Origin of the sequence: Microcoleus sp. S28C3, assembly GCF_036700785.1 — a bacterium.
Classification (GTDB): Bacteria; Cyanobacteriota; Cyanobacteriia; order Cyanobacteriales; family Microcoleaceae; genus Microcoleus; species Microcoleus asticus.
Window position 1 is genome coordinate 20,785 of record NZ_JAUBPO010000011.1, and the last position, 17,920, is coordinate 38,704.

Below are 17,920 nucleotides of genomic sequence, written 5' to 3' on the forward strand. Positions count from 1 at the left end.
GCATGAATGAGTGAATAGCGTTGCGATCGCTGAGGAGAGGTTCCTCGCCGCAACGCACTCTTCGCTCTCATGAGTTGAAAAATCTCAAATTTTTCCTCACTCATTAAAAGTCAGAACTCGTCGCATTGTGCGATCGGGATCTCCAAAGGAAAAAGGAAGAAGGAAGAGTCAGAATTCAAGAAAAATTTGTAATTCAAGAGTTTTAATGGTTTGTTGTTTCAAACAAAAAATTCTTTCTTCCTTCTTCCTTTTTCCTTCTTCCTTCTTATTCCCACTTAATGTATGGTTCACTCAATCAGGCAGCAAAGCCTTGATCTGATCGACAAACTCTTGATGGTCTACCACAGGTTTAGAGATGTAACCATCAGCACCGCTTTGATCCAGAAATGTTTCTTTATCACCGGCCATCGCGTGAGCAGTCACCAAAATAATCGGCAGCGAGGCAGTTTGCGGGTCAGCTTTGAGCAGTTGAGTAATCTTAATGCCGTCAACAGATTTCCCCTGGTACACGCTGCGGGAAAGCGACACATCCATTAAAATCAAATCAGCTTCGCCGTTTGCAGCAATCTGCATCACCTCTTCAACATTTTCCGTGTGCTTCACGGCTAAGCCCCCCCGCTTAGTCAGAATTTTGGAAAAAACCCGAGCATTAACCAAATCGTCCTCTACAATCAGAACGGTTTTCATAAATAAATATGGGAAGTATAGAAACTTTGTGACTTTAGTCCAAAGAGGAACACGGCACGGGGAGTACATTCCCCGTCAAAAATGCAGAGTTTTTAGCGCCATCAGCCGGGAACCCTGCAAAACCCGTATGTATATCTTTGATCTACTAGGTGTCAGAAGGTGTAAAGATGCCTAGAAGCATCCAGTACCATCATCATTTAGACTACTACACACAGACAGTTTAGTTGTTTTTTATAACTAGACCTGGCACTGGTGAGAGTCTCAAGATTCTCAGGTAGCAGGTTTCTAGTACAATCTTGGGCGCATGGACGATGCCTAGAAACCGGGTTCTCGATCGTTTAGGCGGGCTATAACGAAGTATTGCTATGAAAAACCCGGTTTCTGGCTACCCGTGCGTCCAGCACTATAGTATCCTCTCTTTCGGTCAAGCCTCCGGCTTCTACCATTTTAGATTTTAGATGGGGAATGAGTTACTGGATATGGGTTTGGAGCACGGGCATTGAGTTGCATTCTTTTTTGAAACTGATATGAGAGTGCCGGAGGTGTGACAATTATTTTCTTTCCTGCTCTTAGAATCAAGCGGTGTTTATTCACATACTCCCGCCCCAGCATTCGGAGTGGCGAATCTAGCGGGGATTGTTGGAAATTCCTAATTCTCAGTTTGACCGATCGAGACGGCTTAAAATATCGACGCTTCCGTTCATCAAGCGGAGGTCAGACTAGGAGATGTCGCGATGAGAGCTTTTGACTGCTGAATTCTTCAATATCGCCATTTTTGACACTCTCAAGCGAGTCACCGCGACGCTCCATTCTGGAATAAGCCAAAATTTGGACTTCACTCGTAGTCCAGACACCTCTACACGTTCAAAACAAGTACCCCTACCAGAGGTATTGCAATTGGGCTTACTTTTTTTTTAATGCTTTCCGAGTCGATCGCGCTTGCCAAAATGCGCTAGGCTCTATCTTCTACCAGTGCTGATTGATAAACGCTACGGCTTTACCGAGACGAGATCGATCGGGCTTTTTTCCTGAAGAGAATATTTCTTCGCGTAGATGGTTATTTCTAATTGCAATTAAATTCTATCATAGATTGACGGGGACTTTAGTCCCTCGTGACGCTTTGCTAGGAAGGGCTAAAGCCTCATTACGTTCTGAGCTTCTGGCATTCGGTGTTCTCTTGTGAATCAACCTTCTGACGGCGGGCAGTAAATAGACAGGTAGGCGCAAATGAAGGCAACATAGAGGTTAGGGTAAGAGTGGAGAGTAAGAGGCAAGCGTTGCCCGTCTTCGGCACTCGGATTCTGCTTTCACAAGTTAAGTTTATTTTTATTCTCCAACTAGGCGGCTGGACCGAACTTTCGGTTCGCCTGCGGCAAACGCTTTTCACTCGAGACAGGCAACCTCGGCATTATTGACAGAGGCTGTCTTCACTCAGGAATTAACGGACACAAGGACTCATGGCTAAACAACTCAACCTACTTTCCGGGCAAGTAATTTCTACGCCTCTGCACGCCGAGATGCAGCAATCGTACCTCGAATATGCCATGAGTGTGATCGTCGGGCGAGCTTTGCCTGATGTCCGCGACGGTTTAAAACCGGTTCACCGTCGAATTTTGTACGCGATGCACGAACTCGGTCTGACGCCAGACCGACCTTACCGCAAGTGCGCGCGGGTCGTTGGAGATGTTTTGGGAAAATATCACCCTCACGGCGACCAATCGGTTTACGACGCTCTGGTGCGAATGGTTCAGGAGTTTTCGAGCCGCTATCCTTTGCTTGCGGGTCACGGCAATTTCGGTTCGGTGGACAATGACCCGGCGGCTGCTATGCGCTATACGGAAACTAGGCTGGCACCGATCGCCCACGAAGCGATGCTCACCCAAGTCGGCGATGCAACTGTTGATTTTACTGGAAACTTTGACAGTTCGCAGCAGGAACCGACGGCGCTGCCTGCTCAGTTGCCGTTTCTATTACTCAACGGCTGTACGGGCATTGCTGTGGGGATGGCAACTAATATCCCGCCGCACAATTTGGGGGAGGTGGTAGACGGTTTAATTGCTTTGATTGAAAACCCGGAACTATCCGACGAGAAGTTGATAGAACTGATTCCGGGGCCGGATTTCCCGACCGGAGGGGAAATCGTCGCTACAGAGGGCATTTTTGACGCCTACACTAAGGGTCGAGGCAGCATTGCGGTCAGGGGTGTGGCAGGGGTGGAAGAGGTGCCCGGTAATCGCAAGGTGCGCACTAAAACGGCGATCGTGGTGACGGAGTTTCCGTTTCAGGTAAATAAGGCGGCTTGGATTGAAAAGGTGGCGGAGTTGGTCAATTCCGGCCGCCTCGACGGTATTTCTGATTTGCGTGACGAGAGCGATCGCGAAGGCATTCGAGTCGTGATTGAACTCAAGCGGGAATTTACCCCTGAAGCGGTTCTGGCTCGTCTTTACCAACAAACTGACCTGCAAACAAATTTTGGCGCGATTTTGCTGGCAATTGTTAACGGTCAACCGCGACAGTTGACGCTGAGACAATTGTTGCAGGAATTTCTGGATTTCCGGGAAGTGACTCTTACCCGCCGCTACAATTACGAGTTGCAGGCTGCGGAACGCCGCTGTCATATTGTCCAAGGCTTAATGTTGGCTTTGACAAATCTAGATACAGCGATCGACATTCTCAGAAATTCTCCTGACGGCTCTACTGCTAAGCAAACTTTGCAAGTTCGCCTCAATTTGAGCGAAAGTCAAGCTGATGCGATTTTGGCGATGCCGATGCGCAGGCTGACTGGTTTGGAAAGGCAAAATTTGCAGTCTGAGTTTGATGAGTTGATGGCTAATATTCAAGAATTGCAGCGGTTGTTGAGCGACAGGCGCGAACTTTTGAAGGCTTTAAAGAAGGAATTTCGATCGCTCAAACGCAAGTACGCTGACCCCCGCCGCACTAAATTCGCCAATGGAACCGGACGCGCAGCAAACGCCGAACCACAATTTTCTGGTAAGAAAAATTCTGCGGTGAAGCAGTTGTCGCCGGCAACTATTCAGCCTAACTTATTGCCCGTTCTAGAGGCAGAGGAAACTATTGTTGAATTTTCGCACAAGCAGTACGTGCGGCGCTTGCCTGCTGGGGAACGGCCTCGCTCGAAAAGTCGCGAAAAATCGGTTTCAGCTTTAGAAAAAAATGAAGATTTTATTGTTACCGCAAAGCTGACGAAAACCGATCGCACTTTGGTCATCTTAACTCCTAACGGCAAAGCTTACCCGCTGAAAGTGGCCGATATTCCTAGTAGTAGCCCAAAAGACCGGGGAACGCCGATCGTTAGTTTGTTGTCGCCGAGTGCTACTAAAGAAAGTGCCGGTCGCGCTTTGTCGGAAATCACAGTTGCACACTTTATTTTGCCGGAAAATTCCGAAGCGGCGGATTTAGTAACTCTGACTCAGCAAGGGAAAATTAAGCGCTTGCCGATGCAGGAATTTGCTGATTTGACTAATCGCGGCGTTACTGTTGTTAAACTCAAGGAGGACGATCGGCTGCGCTGCGCGAGTCTGGGCAAAGTCGGCGAGCAAGTGGCGATCGCAACTTCAGGAGGCCGAGTCCTCCGGTTTGATATCGATGACGAACAACTGCCGCCAATGGGCCGCGCCGCCCAGGGTTCTCAAGTAACCAGGTTGCGGAAGCAGGAACAGTTGGTGGGCTGCATCACTCTCGACCCGGACGACAGTTTGGTGCTATTTTCGGAGTTGGGTTGGGCAAAACGAATGCCTGCAGGTTCTGTCAGGCTTACTAACCGAGGTGAAATTGGCACTCAAGCTTTTCGTTTCTCAGAGCCTAAAGATGCTTTAGTTGGCTTGCTGCGGGCTGTTCCCGATACGGATGTCAAACTTTTAACTAATTCTGGCCGTCTACTGCGATCGGCTATTGATGCTATAGCTTTTTGGGGGAAAGATTCTGGGGGCGATCGAGTTTTTGACCTCAATCCGGGTGAAAAAATTATCAAAGTTATCAGCAGTCAATAGTCATTAGTCATGGGTCATTCATTGTGTCATTATTCGCTGTGAGTCAATTAAAGATTGCCTTTGTTGTCTTCGAGCGTATACGTCCAATTCCATTCCCCATTAAGCCTTGTTCCCAGGCTTTGCCTGGGAATACATACCCGGAGGCTCTGCCTCCAATTCCCCAATCTAAAATCTAAAATCTAAAATCTAAAATTGTTTGATGGCGCAAGTTGTATTAGAAAATATCTACAAAAGTTTTCCGCTCCGCCAAGGAGAACAGGAAAAAGAAGCAAACAGCGTCGCAGAAAGTGTCTCGCCTGCGGCCGATCGCCCTTCGTCTAACAGCGTTTTGCGGCGCATTAACCTTACGGTCGAAGACGGGGAATTCATGGTGCTGGTGGGGCCTTCTGGCTGCGGAAAAAGCACTTTGCTGCGATCGATCGCCGGTTTGGAAGTTTTGACGGCCGGCAATATTTGGGTTGGCGATCGGGTGGTTAACGATTTGCCTCCTAAAGACCGAAATATCGCTATGGTATTTCAAAATTATGCTCTCTATCCTCACTTAACAGTTTACGATAATCTCGCCTTTGGATTGCGTCGCTCCGAAAGGGAGAAAGAGGAAGGAAGAAGGAAGAAGGAAGAAGGAAGAAGGAAGAAGGAAGAAGGAAGAGGGAAGAAAGTAGAAGGGATAAGGGGGAAGATACAAGGAGAAGAAGGAAGCATCCAGAAGAGAGAAAAAATTAGGAATAAGGTAGAAGAGGTTATTAATTATTTAGCTTCTAATTCTTTTAAAACTCATCTAATTTATCCTTTGTTTGAGGACTTTTTAGGAGGAGCGACTCGCAAGCTGCCTCCGGGTTTGCGCTATTTGTCGGAACGGGAAAAGGCAGTAGGAGAACGAGTCCTGAAGGTAGCTGAATTATTGCAAATAGAATCTCTTTTAAATCGCTTGCCGAAACAACTTTCGGGAGGGCAAAAGCAGCGGGTAGCTTTGGGTAGGGCGATGGCTCGAAATCCTGAGGTGTTTTTGATGGACGAACCGCTATCGAATCTTGATGCGAAATTGAGGGCGGAAACTCGATCGCAAATTGTGCAGTTGCAGCGACAGTTGGGAACTACAACTATTTATGTGACTCACGACCAAACTGAGGCGATGACTATGGGCGATCGGATTGCTATTATGAATAGAGGTCAGCTTCAGCAAGTAGCTCAACCTCTAGAGCTTTACAACAAGCCGGCTAATTTGTTTGTTGCTGAGTTTATCGGTTCTCCGCCGATGAATTTTTTGTCGGTGGAATTTAGTGCTCCGCTGTTGATTTCTCACCCGCAATTTCGCTTTACTTTACCCGATATTTGGGCAAAAAGTCTACAACAATATGACGGGCGAGGGCTAATTTTGGGCATTCGGCCGGAACATCTGAGCATTCACCCTCCTGCTACCAAAAATCTTTCGGTACAAGTGGAAATTGTAGAGGCTTTGGGACACGAAACTTATTTGCGGGTCTGTTTGACGGATGCTCCGGCCGTGCGGATGCAAGTGCGGGTTCCTCCTGAGCGATCGATCCGAGTTGGCGAGGAGCTTTGGCTGGCCATCGCCCATGACAAAATTCACTTGTTCGACCCCGATACTGAGTTGGCTATTTTTCCTGTTAGGTAAAATCCTCAAGGTCGATCGACCGTTTTGACTGATATTAGGATTCACAAAGTTGAAGTTTTTTCAAGTCACTGTTATATTAATTTACATAAGCCTTACAAAAGTTAACGAAAGGAGTTCGCACTATGCAAGAACAAAAACGCAACGCTTGGAACTGGGGCTTCAGCGAAGGAGCCGAAAATTGGAATGGTCGTTTGGCGATGATTGGTTTCTCTGCCGCTGTCATAATCGAATTGGTTTCCGGTCAAGGCCTGCTTCACTTTTGGGGCCTGATGTAATTTTCTAGTTAAGACTTTTGTGACACTGCAAAGCTTGGGAGTTCCGTAACGGACTCCCTAAATTTTGGCAGCGCGATTTGGGCAACAAATAGCCACTTGCTCCGTGCAGTTAGCAGCACAAAATTTAACAGCTATAGCCCAAACCGGGGCGGGGGGTGTCCCCCCCAAAAAAGAGTGCGAATCACTCTTTTGGGTGATGCTAGAAAATTACTCTAGCGGATATATTCTTTTAAGATGCTGTTGCGGTTGGGATGGCGCAACTTCCGCAGGGCTTTAGCCTCGATTTGGCGAATCCGCTCGCGGGTGACGTTAAAGATTTGACCAATTTCCTCCAAGGTCTTCATCCGTCCGTCATCTAAGCCGTAACGCAGCCGCAGTACATCCCGTTCTCGGGGGCTGAGAGTATCCAAAACGCTTTCCAAGTCTTCCCTGAGCAAGTTTTTTGAGACTTGATCTTCTGGTGTTTCCCCGTCTGATTCAATAAAATCTCCCAGACGTGAGTCTTCCTCTTTGCCGATCGGAGTTTCTAGAGAGATGGGCAACTGTGCGGACTTAGCAATGAACCGCAACTTCTCGATCGTCATCTCCATGCGGGTAGCAATTTCTTCTTCCGTAGGCTTGCGACCCATTTCCTGAGACAGGAGTTTGGTAGTTTTCTTGATCCGCGAAATGGTTTCGTAAAGGTGAACCGGCAGGCGGATAGTGCGCGATTGGTCGGCGATTGCCCGGGTGATGGCTTGACGTATCCACCAAGTTGCGTAGGTAGAAAACTTGTAGCCTTTTTCGTGATCGAATTTTTCAGCGGCCCGGATCAGACCCAAAGATCCTTCCTGAATCAAATCTTGGAAAGACAAACCGCGATTCATGTATTTTTTGGCGATCGACACCACCAAACGCAGGTTTGATTGCACCATTTTTTCCTTAGCCCGACGGCCGACGTGGAGTCGGTGACGGAATGCAGGGAGTGCCATATCTACAGCATTAGCCCATTCGCTGTCTTTGGGTTCGCGGTCTAACTCTTCAAGCAGTTGTTCTCGAACTCGCTCTAATTCCAGCAAATCTGCAATCTTGCGCGCTAGTTCAATCTCTTCGTCAGCTCGCAGCAGTCGAATCCGACCGATTTCTTGCAGGTAAAGACGAATAGAGTCTTCAGTATAATGCTTTTTCTTTGCCTGTGCCCGACGACGGGCTTTGGCACCTTTGCCAGATTTAGTGTCCTCCTCAGATTGAGAATCTAAGAATTCTTCTCTATCGTCTTCTTCGTCGATAAAGAGTTCCAACTCGCTCTCAGGTAGAACGCTTTCGGCGCTCCGAAGCAACTCGATAGTTTCCATTTGGGGTGTGATTGTGGTTTCGAGTACGGTGTTAGCCTGGATCATGCCGTCTTCCTCATGCTCCTGAATTAAAGAATAAATAACAGTGGAATAGTGTCTGTTTGTAGTTTAGACAAGTTAGCCAGTATTGACATTTCCGCAGGAAGAAATAGTGGGATTTTCGGTCGGCTAGCTGAATCTGTTACCGAAACTGCACTAGTTTTATGAGTCAAAGTTCCAGTTATGGTTTGAAGCAGGGAGCGCATTCAATCGATCGCAAAGTTTAACATCGCGACATGGGATTGAGCGTGCGGCTTTTTCTTTCGGAGCGAGTTACCACATTATCTGCGATACCTTGCCGAGAGAAGCAAACCATGAAATGCGATCGATCGCACCTCAAAAAATACTAACTTTTTTACTCTGTACTTCGATCTTTTACCAGTACAAGTTTTCCGGCACGGAACCCTCTAACTTTTGTGTTCGATGTGTCGAACTTTTTATGCGCCTGGTGCTTTCATGATGTTGTCAGACATGACAGTTTCATGGCAAATTTTCGCCACCTTGGATGCGGGTCTGCTGGCTCAAATGCAACAGCAGAGAGTCAAAACACCAAACGGGGAGAATCGGATCTTGCAAAGACCTTTCCGATTGTAGCCTTTCTCACAAAAAATGGAAGTTGTTTTCCATTGTTTGTCAAGAACTAGGAAAACTCTATCAGCTTAGCTTGACAATAGGGACTCGTGTCTAAATCTGCTAAATCCTGAGAATGGCCAGTAAAAACTTTGGCACAATCGAACGGCGCTGTTTTCTGCGCATATCTGGGTGAACGGCTGCGGCGTAGTTGGCCAGACAGTTAGCAGACAGTTTTTGACTTGCCGGAATTGGGACCAATACAATCCGTGTAGATACACCCATCTTTACCCTGTTTCCCTGAATTGAATCATACGCAATGTGCGATTGAATAAAGCTCGTAGCTTTAGTTTTAAGCCGACAACTCTGGATTAGAGACCGACTCTGACCCCAAATGAAGCGTTGCGGGTTGAGTAATGCAACAGGGGCTTTCATTGTTAAGTTAGCTCAAATCTCAGAAATTGGGTTTAATTTTGACGTTAAATCACATTAAGTTCTTAACGTCACTTTCTCATTTAAGCAGTTCGACACGAGTTTGTCGCGTCAGCGGCAAAAACCACCCGGATAAATTCTACTGAGACTTAACGCAATGCGCAATGCTCGGCTGCAAACTGCTCTAAAATTTGTTGACTTCCGGCTGGCACTTGCGCGATCGCACTTTCTCACAAAAACCACAATTCGCCATCTTCCGGAAGTATAACTTCACGATTCCTTTAAATATATCGTAACAGTGTGAAGATTTAATAAAGCCCTTTAATCAATTTTAGGTAGCATTCTCGAATTGTCTTGATAATTTCAAGCAGACGGAACAAAATCTGCAGAGGGTGTGGCTGCAACTGCCTGCAGATGATAACTCCCCAAGGGAAGGAAAATTTACCCAGTTAGCGATGTGCTTGCTCTTGTTGGACAAGGCATAAGCTGCTGGATGCACTTAAAGATGTGGAGCGGTAGGACGCTGGTGCGATGCTCAAAGTTTTGTTATTATTTACAGAGCTTCCTCAGAAAAAACGTATCCGGGCTTTATCCTATACCCGCCTTTAAATTATGTGGCTTGACTGTTAGGGGATGAAGCTATCAAGAAAAATTTCCGCTCCGTGTCTATATTGACAACCCAAGGAAGGTTTACTAGAAAGAATTCACCTTTGCAAGAGAAAAAATTAGTAATTAATCGGGGCGATATTATCATCTCTTTATAGCGCGTGTTTGTAGTCAGGACTTCATTTTTTTTTGTGAATAAGGACTAAAGTCCTGACTGCGAAATTAATTTAACCGCGACACAAATTACTGCTGATTCCGCAGCCGAGGGTTAACAAATTCGTTTAATCCTTCCCCCACCAAAGACAGTCCCACTACCATTAAAGTCATTGCCAAACCGGGAAACAAAGCTGTCCACCAAATGCCGGTAGGTAGCGCATCTAAAGCTAAACGCAAGTCGTGTCCCCATTCGGGAGTTGCTTCGGGAAGTCCTAATCCGAGAAATCCCAAACCTCCTAATGTTAAAATTGCATCGGCAGCGTTGAGCGCAAACAGCACCGGTACGCTCTGAATCACATTCAGAAACAGGTAGCGCGAAAGCACTGTCCAAGTATCAGCACCCATTGCTCGCGCGGCTTCGACAAACAATTCGGTTTTGACGCTAACGGTGTGATTCCTGACAACGCGGTAGTATTGAGGGATGTAGGAAATGCTCAGGGCGATCGCAGCATTCAAAACTCCTTTTCCCACTACAAACGCTAGCGTCAGAGAAAGCAGCAGCCCCGGCAAAGTATAAATTGTATCCATTAAAAATAACAATACTCGATCGAGCTTACCGCCCAAATAACCGCTAACCAAACCCAGCGGCACACCGATAAACAAACTCAAAGCAGTGGCTAAAATTACCACTTGCCAAGCCGCCCGAGAAGCAAACAGCGTGCGGGAAAACACATCGTAGCCGCTGCGGCTAGTACCGAACCAATAATTCGCCGACGGCGGTTCGTGGATGGGGTTAATCAAAGCCTCAGTAGGATTTTGCAGCCATCCCCAAGCTTGCATAGCTGGAGACAAGGTGGCTACTAATACAAACACGGCAGTTATTGTCAAACCTGCCCACATCATTTTCATTGACAGGCTTGACGGTGAGGCACTGTTGAGAAATCGCGGCAGTCGGAGGCGGCTTTGAGCCATAATGACGATCAACCAATATAAGACTTTTAGATTTTAGTAGGACTCAGGCGAAAAAACCCGGAACACTCAAAAATCCTCTTTCTTATTCGCCAAACACTCGCGAGAAACCGGGTTTTTTCGCGGGATGCAGCTAAAAAAAAATCGGTTTCTCCCCTGCACGGGACTGGCGCGCAGGGGAGAAACCGGGTTTTTGGCAGGCGGGACGCAAGTCGAGTTTAGGTTAAATTTCCCTTGGCGAATCTCAAATCTAAAATCGATCGAATGTCCTACAAATTACTGGCAATTAACTCGCGGTACTGGCTTTTCGGCTTAACTCCTTTGAGTTCAGCTACCAAATCTTTGTCTTTGAAATACTGAATCGTCGGCGTACCAATCACGCCAGCATTTTCAGCAATGTCTGGATCTTCTTCAATGTCGATTTCCACGTAGTGGATTTTGCCCTCGAACTCATCTACTACTTTGCTCAAAATCGGCTTGAGGCTGTGACAAGGGCCGCAAGTCGGAGCGGAATATTTGACCACAATCAACCGATCGCTATCGTGGAACAACTTCCGCAAAGCATAACCTCCTTCGTGGCGCGTGTCTGTGATATCAAAGTTCTCACTGGTTTTGCGAACTTTTTGAGCTTCCGGCGCTGCTGTGGGTTGCTCGGATTCCTCGGTTTGATGGAATTCTTGCGTTAAATTGTTGACTGAGAGCCAACGTTCTGCCAGCATCGCCCCCATACAACCGCTACCGGCCGCGGTGATGGCTTGGCGAAACTCGTGGTCTTGCACGTCGCCGACGGCGTAAACTCCCTCAACGCTGGTTTCTACCGAACCGTGTTTGGTAACGATATAGCCTACTTCGTCGAGTTCTAACTGACCTTGGAAAAGTTGAGTGTTGGGAGTGTGACCGATCGCGTAAAACAATCCTTTCACCAGCAAATCGCTCTCGGCGCCGGTCTCGATATTTCTAATTCTCACCCCGTCCATTTTGCCGCCCGGTTCGCCCAAGATATCCACTGCTTCGGTGTTCCAGTGCACGGTAATTTTGGGATTGCTCAGCACTCGGTCTTGCATGGCCTTGCTGGCGCGCATCCGATCGCGCCGCACCAGCATATGTACGTGAGAGCCGTATTTTGTCAAATAAATAGATTCTTCCGCTGCGGTGTCGCCCGCGCCGATGACAGCTAAATCTACTCCTTTAAAAATTGGGGTAGCGCCGTCGCAAATCGCACAGGCAGAAATGCCGTGACTCCAAAATACGTGTTCGCTAGGCAGCCCCAGCCTTTTCGCCGTCGCGCCTGTAGCGATTACTATCGTGTGGGTTTTGATTTCTCTATCTTCCGATCGCACTGTAAACGGCCGCTGGCTCAAATCCACCGAAATTACATCTTCTGTGTATAATTCGGCACCCCAGCGCGCTGATTGAGCTTTCATCCGATCCATGAGCTGTGGCCCGGTGATGCCTTCGGGAAAGCCGGGAAAGTTTTCGACTTCTGTGGTGGTCATCAGTTGACCGCCGGGGACGCCTCCCGCTTGGTAGCCTTCAAACACTACAGGTTTCAGGTTTGCCCTCCCGGCGTAGATGGCTGCGGTGTAGCCTGCGGGCCCTGAGCCGATAATCACTAAGTTTTCTACGGTTTGTTCGGTCATAGCTATTTAGTCAAACTCATAACGACTTCGTTTTACTAATTCTAGCAGAGTTTGATCGAGTTTGGTTTGATGCCATTGTGCGATCGAGCATCTGTATCTATTGTTGAGGGTCGATCGGTCTTCGGGGCAACTCCAGCTTGTTTTATAAGCAAAAACAATCTAAAAGTCGATTTAGTTTTAAATGTTCGATCTATTTTGACCGCTGAAATCTTAAGAAAATCTAAAGATGACCAAAATTATTGACTTTATTCTCAATTATTTTACCTATTTACTTGCTTTGAGGCTTGTGGTACGATTTTCACAATCCAGCGGCATTATGACTAATTTAAGTTTTTGACGCTGAAAGCTTTTAAAATCGTAAAATTAACGAACTCTGCAAATGTAATAAGTACAATTGTTTATGCAAAATCCGCATTTTCTGGTTTAAGAATTGTAACGGAGATTTGGATGGATTTGACAAAATACATGATTTGTGGTATGCAAGGTGCGCTCGGGGGAAATTTCGATCGAGCTTTTTAACCGCTTCGGAAGCACAGGCGGGACGCCCGTGCCACGATAAACATAGAATTTTGTAATTGTGTCTAGATGGATAAAATCAAGATATTGTTTGTGTGCAGTCAGAATAAGTGGAGAAGTTTGACTGCCGAGAAAATATGCCAGAAAGTTAGCGGCTACAGCGTGCGATCGGCGGGAACGGAAAAAGGTGCAAGAATTAGAGTAACTGAGGGTCTTGTCGGTTGGGCGGATTTGATATTTGTGATGGAGAAGAAGCATGGCGATCGACTTCGCAGCAAATTTCCCGAAAGCCTCGAAGGCAAGAAAGTTATTTGCCTGCAAATTCCGGACAATTACCAATATATGGAACCGGAGTTAGTCGAGCTTTTGCAAGCGAAACTGAACCCCTATATGGAAATGCCAGATAACGAGATAAATTTTATGCAGCGAGTTTTGGAACCGGAAGTGATGGATTCCTTGGAAGAGGCGATCGAATACGATTCGATGGATTTTGCTGAGGTTAATGCTGCTTTTGCTCAGAGTGCTGTGGCGTTGGGGCCGGTTTTTGGAAACGTTTTGGATGCGGGGACGGGTACGGCGAGAATTCCGATCGCAATTTCTCAACTCCGGCCAGCATGGAAATTGACTTGCATCGATTTGTCGGCAAATATGCTGAAAGTCGGGGCCCAAAATGTGGAAAAGGCGGGCGTGCGATCGCAAATTAGTCTCGAATTAATTGATGCTAAGGTAATGCCTTATCCTGACAACTATTTTGACATGGTGATTTCCAACAGCATTATCCACCATTTGCCCGATCCGCTGCCGTTTTTGCACGAAGTCAAGCGGGTGTTGAAGCCGCAGGGAGCAATTTTTTTTCGGGATTTGCTGCGACCGGAAAAAGCGGAAATCAGGGATAATTTAGTCAAGCTGTATGCGGGAGATTGCAACGCGCATCAGAAACAGTTATTCAGCGATTCGTTGCAAGCAGCATTTACGCTGGATCAAGTTGAGGAGATGATGCAAAATGCCGGGTTGGATGGGTTGAGGATTTATGAATCTTCGGACAGACACTGGACCGCGGAGCGTGCTTGGTGCGAGTCTTTGTAGGCACGGGACGATCGCCCGATAAAATTTTACACGCAGTATTGCACACCTTCAAGCTAAATACTTGTCCAAATCCGACCAACTGCGGAACCGACCCACGACGCTTTTATTGTCAATTGGGAAGCAGGCGAAAAATAACCTAGGAATTCAGACGCTGTTTGTCAGGCATAATCGATTCATGCTCCTTTCCAAAATTGTCTAATCAATTTATTGTTTAGTCAAGATGCTTAAGCATCTTATATAAAAAATGTGCGATCGAGGATATGCCGAAAAAGCCCGTTCCGCGACCTGAAGATGAAGAGTCGCATTTGAAGAAGCTCAGGGAAGAACTGGAGATGAGTCAGGAAGATTTGGCGCGAGAGCTTGGCGTTTCGTCGCAAACAATCAGCCGTTGGGAATTGGGAAAGAACGTGCCGACGTTCACCGTCAAGCAGATGAAAGCTTTGGAAAAATTGCTGGCTAGGATCGGCAGGTCGATCGGCGATTTGCCAGACAATCTGTGATCGAAACCATTAAACAAGCTCACGGATAAATCCGTGGATAACTTTTTCCAATCTAAAATCTAAAATCTAAAATCTAAAATCACTCGATCGCGCCCTCGGTCTTTAGCTTGATAAAGCGCGCGGTCTGCCGCTGCAATCAAGTTTTTTTGTGCTGCGGACGATCGAGGAAACGTACTCGCTACCCCCAAGCTCAGCGTCACGAGAGAACACGCCTCCGAATTAACGTGTTCGATTTCTAGTTCTTTGATCCACACTCGAATTTTCTCTGCAATCCAGACAGCTATTTCAGGCGAAGTCCGAGGCAAAATCACTGCAAATTCTTCGCCTCCGTAACGGGCTACCAGAGTCTCGCCCGAAACTTCGCCTGTTGAGTAATTTACGGCTTCCAAAATAGCTTGGGCTACCTGCTGCAAGCAAGCATCTCCCGCCTGATGTCCGTAAGTATCGTTGTATTTCTTAAAAAAGTCAACATCGCATAAAATTAAAGATATTTCTGCTGCTGCTTCTCCCAATTCTTGCCATTTTTTTTCTAAGTATTCGTTAAAACAGTGGCGGTTGGCAACCTGAGTTAAGCCATCTAAGTTGGCAAGGCGATACAATTCCGAATTAGCTGCTTTTAATTGAGAATTAGCTGCTTCTAGCTCGCATTTCGTGAGCGCTAAGTTGTAATAAAGTTCGCTCATAAACCAAGTAGCTTGTTGGTGAATTTGGGATAAAGCTACCCACAGTTGATGCACGTCTAACAATCGGTAAACTTGAGGTTCTAACTGCACAACAATTGGCTCGTAAAGCAGTTCAGGCGGTCGCTGCACGGCTCGCTGAGCTGCCAGGACAATTAAGGCTACTCCTGGTAAAATCAAAATATCGGTTTGAGCTATTTGATACAAGGCTATAATCGGTCTGCAAGCAAATATATCTACTCCATAAGGGCGGCTCATGCGTTCCATAAATCGCCGACGCGATATCATCCCTAAAAATTCGCCCTTTACGGTCAAGATAACTCCCGGAAGCAGCGGGTGAGCTTGAAAAAACCGGGCTACTTCTTTGGCTAGGGATGAAGCTTCAACTTGAAAATTCAATACAGCCAGATCCTTAAGAGTAGACTCTAAAGATAAATTTTTTGGTAGTTTTTCTGGCGAGTTAGATGGCGAGATAAATTCAAAAGACACAGCGCAGATCCGAATAAATAAATAATAAAGAAGCAATAAAGCTAGTGTCAGGTATTAACTTATACTAACATTTATATATTAGCAGTGGCTGTATTTTTGACCACACTGTTTATTTCAAGGGATAACCTGCTGCGTTAGCTTCTGCCGTGCCTCCTGCACTGCATTGATTCATCTTCACTGAATTATAGATTTATTGAATTATTACTCATTTTTTGATAGTTGGCTTTTTGCGTAGTAAAAAAAACAGGTTTCTGGGCAAGTCCTCAACTCATTCACGGCGCCCACAAACTCAAGAAACCAGGTTGTTAAACCGGGCTGAAGCTGTAACGAGGCTTTGCGTAAAAAAAACGTGGTTTCTGCCACTGTTCTCAACTCAAAACTCAAAACTCCACATTCCCTTACCACCCCCAAGTTCCTGGCCCTCCCTTAAACGGGCCGACAATATCTTTGGTAATCCAGCCGCCGTAAAAATCCCCTGGTTGAGATTGCACTAATTCGCCGTCCACATAACAGGCATCCATCTTGCTCGGATAAAAAGCTACATAATCTTTAATAGCCTCAAAGACTTGGGTGGGATTGGGATAAAACCAAGCAGCATTTACTACTTCCTTTTCTCCCACCGTCACAGTGTAATAACCGGCTTGTCCCTTCCACTCGCACCAAGAACCCCGTAAAGTTTTGTGCAAATATTCCATTTTGATGTCCTCGGGGCAGATATAGTAAGCAGGAGGGTGGCTTGTCTCCAATACCCGCTGAGGACGGCGCGTGTCGGCGATCGTCACTCCATTAAAAACTATCTGTACGTGTTTGGTCAATTCCTCAAGGCGAGGGGGACGCGGGTAATCCCAAACAGACTCTTGACCGGGGCCGGGCTCTATTCGATCGAAGTTCATTTGCACAATCTCCCCTGCAAAAAAAACACTTAGCGACTTAGCATTACAATTTAATGTACCCTTAATCGAGTCGCTGCTTCAGACAAAACCAGCTTTTCTCAACTCTTCGTAATATGAGTATTCGCGGTATAGACGTTTCCGACTACCAGCCCAATGTCAATTGGCAAGCAGTTGCCCGGGAAGGTATTACCTTCAGTTTTGTCAAATCGACGGAGGGTGCAACGTTAGTTTCCCAAACTTTCGCCCGCAATTGGGCGGCGATGAAAGCGGCAGGGATTCAACGCGGTGCTTACCACTTTTTTCGACCTGCAAGCAGCGTTCAAGGACAAATAGATTTGTTCTTGAAAACTGTAAAACTCGAAGCGGGGGATTTGCCGGCAGTCTTGGATTTGGAAACTACAGGCGGTTTGACTGTGACTCAATTGTGCGATCGAGCCGCAATTTGGTTAGAAGCAGTCGAAAAAGCCACGTTGATGCGCCCGATTATCTACACTTACCCCGGTTTCTGGGACAGCCTGGGGACAAAACGGTTTGCCGATTACCCGCTGTGGATTGCTCACTATACCAGTGCTGAGGAACCTTGGGTTCCCGGCGGCTGGAAAACTTGGACTTTTTGGCAGTACAGTGACACCGGCAGCGTGTCCGGCGTATCGGGCAATGTAGATACCAATATTTATGAAAGCGTCCGAGAAGGTGCCCTAAGTTATAAAGTTGCAGACATCCAGAAGGAATTAAGAATTAAAGGTTTTTATCAAGGCGCGATGGACGCTAAATTTGGAGCCACCACCACAGCGGCGCTCATCTCGTTTCAGAAATCTCAAGGTCTCAATCCAGACGGCATTGCAAGCCTCAAAACCTGGGCCGCTTTGATGCGAAAATCTCCCAAAGTAGTTTTCCCCCCTCCAGCGCCGACACCCGCCCCGCAGCCGACTCCCACTCCAACTCCCCCTCCCATATCAGGCGTGCGGCTGACTCAGGTATTCTCGTCTTATCAAGCTAGCGCTAGCCAAGATACTGCCTTAATTTGGCTGCAAAGTCAGGTTCCTACCTCTGTTTTAGCGGACTTTGCTCAAAAATGGCGGGCAACTGCCTTACCTCCAGACACTAATTTGCGATTGATAGATGTCGGCAAATTTTATCGCGGTTTAGCACAACAAGACCAAGCTTTAGATTGGCTGCAAACACAAATTTCTCCGGCTATTCTTACCGAGTTTGCGCAAAAGTGGCGCTCTCAATCTACTGTCAATAATTCTCCGATTCGGCTGATAGATGCGTGCAAATTTTATCGGGCAGCACCTAACCAAAACCAGTCCTTAGATTGGCTGGAAGGGCGAATTTCGCCGGCCATTCTATCGGAGTTTTTGCGCAGGTGGCAGAATGCCAATCGATGATAGATTAGAGA

The 17,920-nt window shown here is 46.8% G+C and carries 12 protein-coding genes; 6 read left to right on the forward strand and 6 right to left on the reverse strand.

All coding sequences use genetic code 11. From position 1 onward, the window contains the following. Positions 1-291: 291 nt before the first annotated feature. Positions 292-687 carry a response regulator gene (locus tag QUA13_RS05405; RefSeq protein ID WP_172186460.1) on the reverse strand — a complete coding sequence of 132 codons (396 nt, stop codon included), beginning with the start codon at positions 685-687 and terminating at the stop codon, positions 292-294. A gap of 1,457 nt (positions 688-2,144) precedes the next feature. Here QUA13_RS05405 and QUA13_RS05410 point away from each other — a divergent pair. The 3 genes from QUA13_RS05410 (at position 2,145) to QUA13_RS05420 (ending at position 6,608) form a co-directional block, all read left to right on the forward strand. Then, entirely contained in the window at positions 2,145-4,697 is a 2,553-nt protein-coding gene (locus tag QUA13_RS05410; RefSeq protein WP_333197214.1) for a DNA topoisomerase (ATP-hydrolyzing), read from the forward strand. A 199-nt stretch (positions 4,698-4,896) separates the two neighbouring features. Next, positions 4,897-6,333, forward strand: a complete 1,437-nt coding sequence (locus QUA13_RS05415; protein WP_333197217.1) for an ABC transporter ATP-binding protein — start codon at positions 4,897-4,899, stop codon at positions 6,331-6,333. Between the two features lie 122 nt (positions 6,334-6,455). Next, positions 6,456-6,608 carry a chlorophyll A-B binding protein gene (locus QUA13_RS05420; protein WP_172186457.1) on the forward strand — a complete coding sequence of 51 codons (153 nt, stop codon included), beginning with the start codon at positions 6,456-6,458 and terminating at the stop codon, positions 6,606-6,608. 212 nt (positions 6,609-6,820) lie between these two features. On the opposite strand, the gene rpoD is transcribed toward QUA13_RS05420, so the two are convergent. The 3 genes from rpoD to trxB form a co-directional block, all read right to left on the reverse strand. Further along, entirely contained in the window at positions 6,821-7,987 is a 1,167-nt protein-coding gene (gene rpoD / locus QUA13_RS05425; RefSeq protein WP_172186456.1) for an RNA polymerase sigma factor RpoD, read from the reverse strand. A gap of 1,845 nt (positions 7,988-9,832) precedes the next feature. Then, complete coding sequence (locus QUA13_RS05430; RefSeq protein ID WP_333096144.1) at positions 9,833-10,717, reverse strand: ABC transporter permease; 885 nt, start codon at positions 10,715-10,717, stop codon at positions 9,833-9,835. Between the two features lie 266 nt (positions 10,718-10,983). Continuing rightward, on the reverse strand, positions 10,984-12,354 hold the full coding sequence (gene trxB / locus QUA13_RS05435; protein ID WP_333197219.1) for a thioredoxin-disulfide reductase: 1,371 nt from the start codon (positions 12,352-12,354) through the stop codon (positions 10,984-10,986). A gap of 585 nt (positions 12,355-12,939) precedes the next feature. On the opposite strand from trxB, the gene QUA13_RS05440 reads away from it, so the two are divergent. Beyond that, positions 12,940-13,956, forward strand: coding sequence for a methyltransferase domain-containing protein (locus QUA13_RS05440; RefSeq protein WP_333197222.1), 1,017 nt, complete (start codon positions 12,940-12,942; stop codon positions 13,954-13,956). Positions 13,957-14,216: 260 nt separating this feature from the next. After that, the gene (locus QUA13_RS05445) at positions 14,217-14,456 is read left to right on the forward strand and encodes a helix-turn-helix transcriptional regulator (RefSeq protein WP_333197225.1); all 240 of its coding nucleotides are present in this window, start codon (positions 14,217-14,219) and stop codon (positions 14,454-14,456) included. A 59-nt stretch (positions 14,457-14,515) separates the two neighbouring features. Here the strand turns inward: QUA13_RS05445 and QUA13_RS05450 are convergent, their stop codons facing one another. Together QUA13_RS05450 and QUA13_RS05455 are read right to left on the reverse strand one after the other, a co-directional pair. Further along, positions 14,516-15,625, reverse strand: a complete 1,110-nt coding sequence (locus QUA13_RS05450; RefSeq protein WP_333197227.1) for a diguanylate cyclase — start codon at positions 15,623-15,625, stop codon at positions 14,516-14,518. A gap of 398 nt (positions 15,626-16,023) precedes the next feature. Further along, entirely contained in the window at positions 16,024-16,518 is a 495-nt protein-coding gene (locus QUA13_RS05455) for a DUF427 domain-containing protein (protein WP_333197229.1), read from the reverse strand. A gap of 113 nt (positions 16,519-16,631) precedes the next feature. Here QUA13_RS05455 and QUA13_RS05460 point away from each other — a divergent pair, with 113 nt between their 5' ends. Continuing rightward, positions 16,632-17,909: a GH25 family lysozyme gene (locus tag QUA13_RS05460; RefSeq protein WP_333197231.1), complete on the forward strand. Its 1,278-nt coding sequence runs from the start codon at positions 16,632-16,634 to the stop codon at positions 17,907-17,909. Positions 17,910-17,920: the final 11 nt, after the last annotated feature.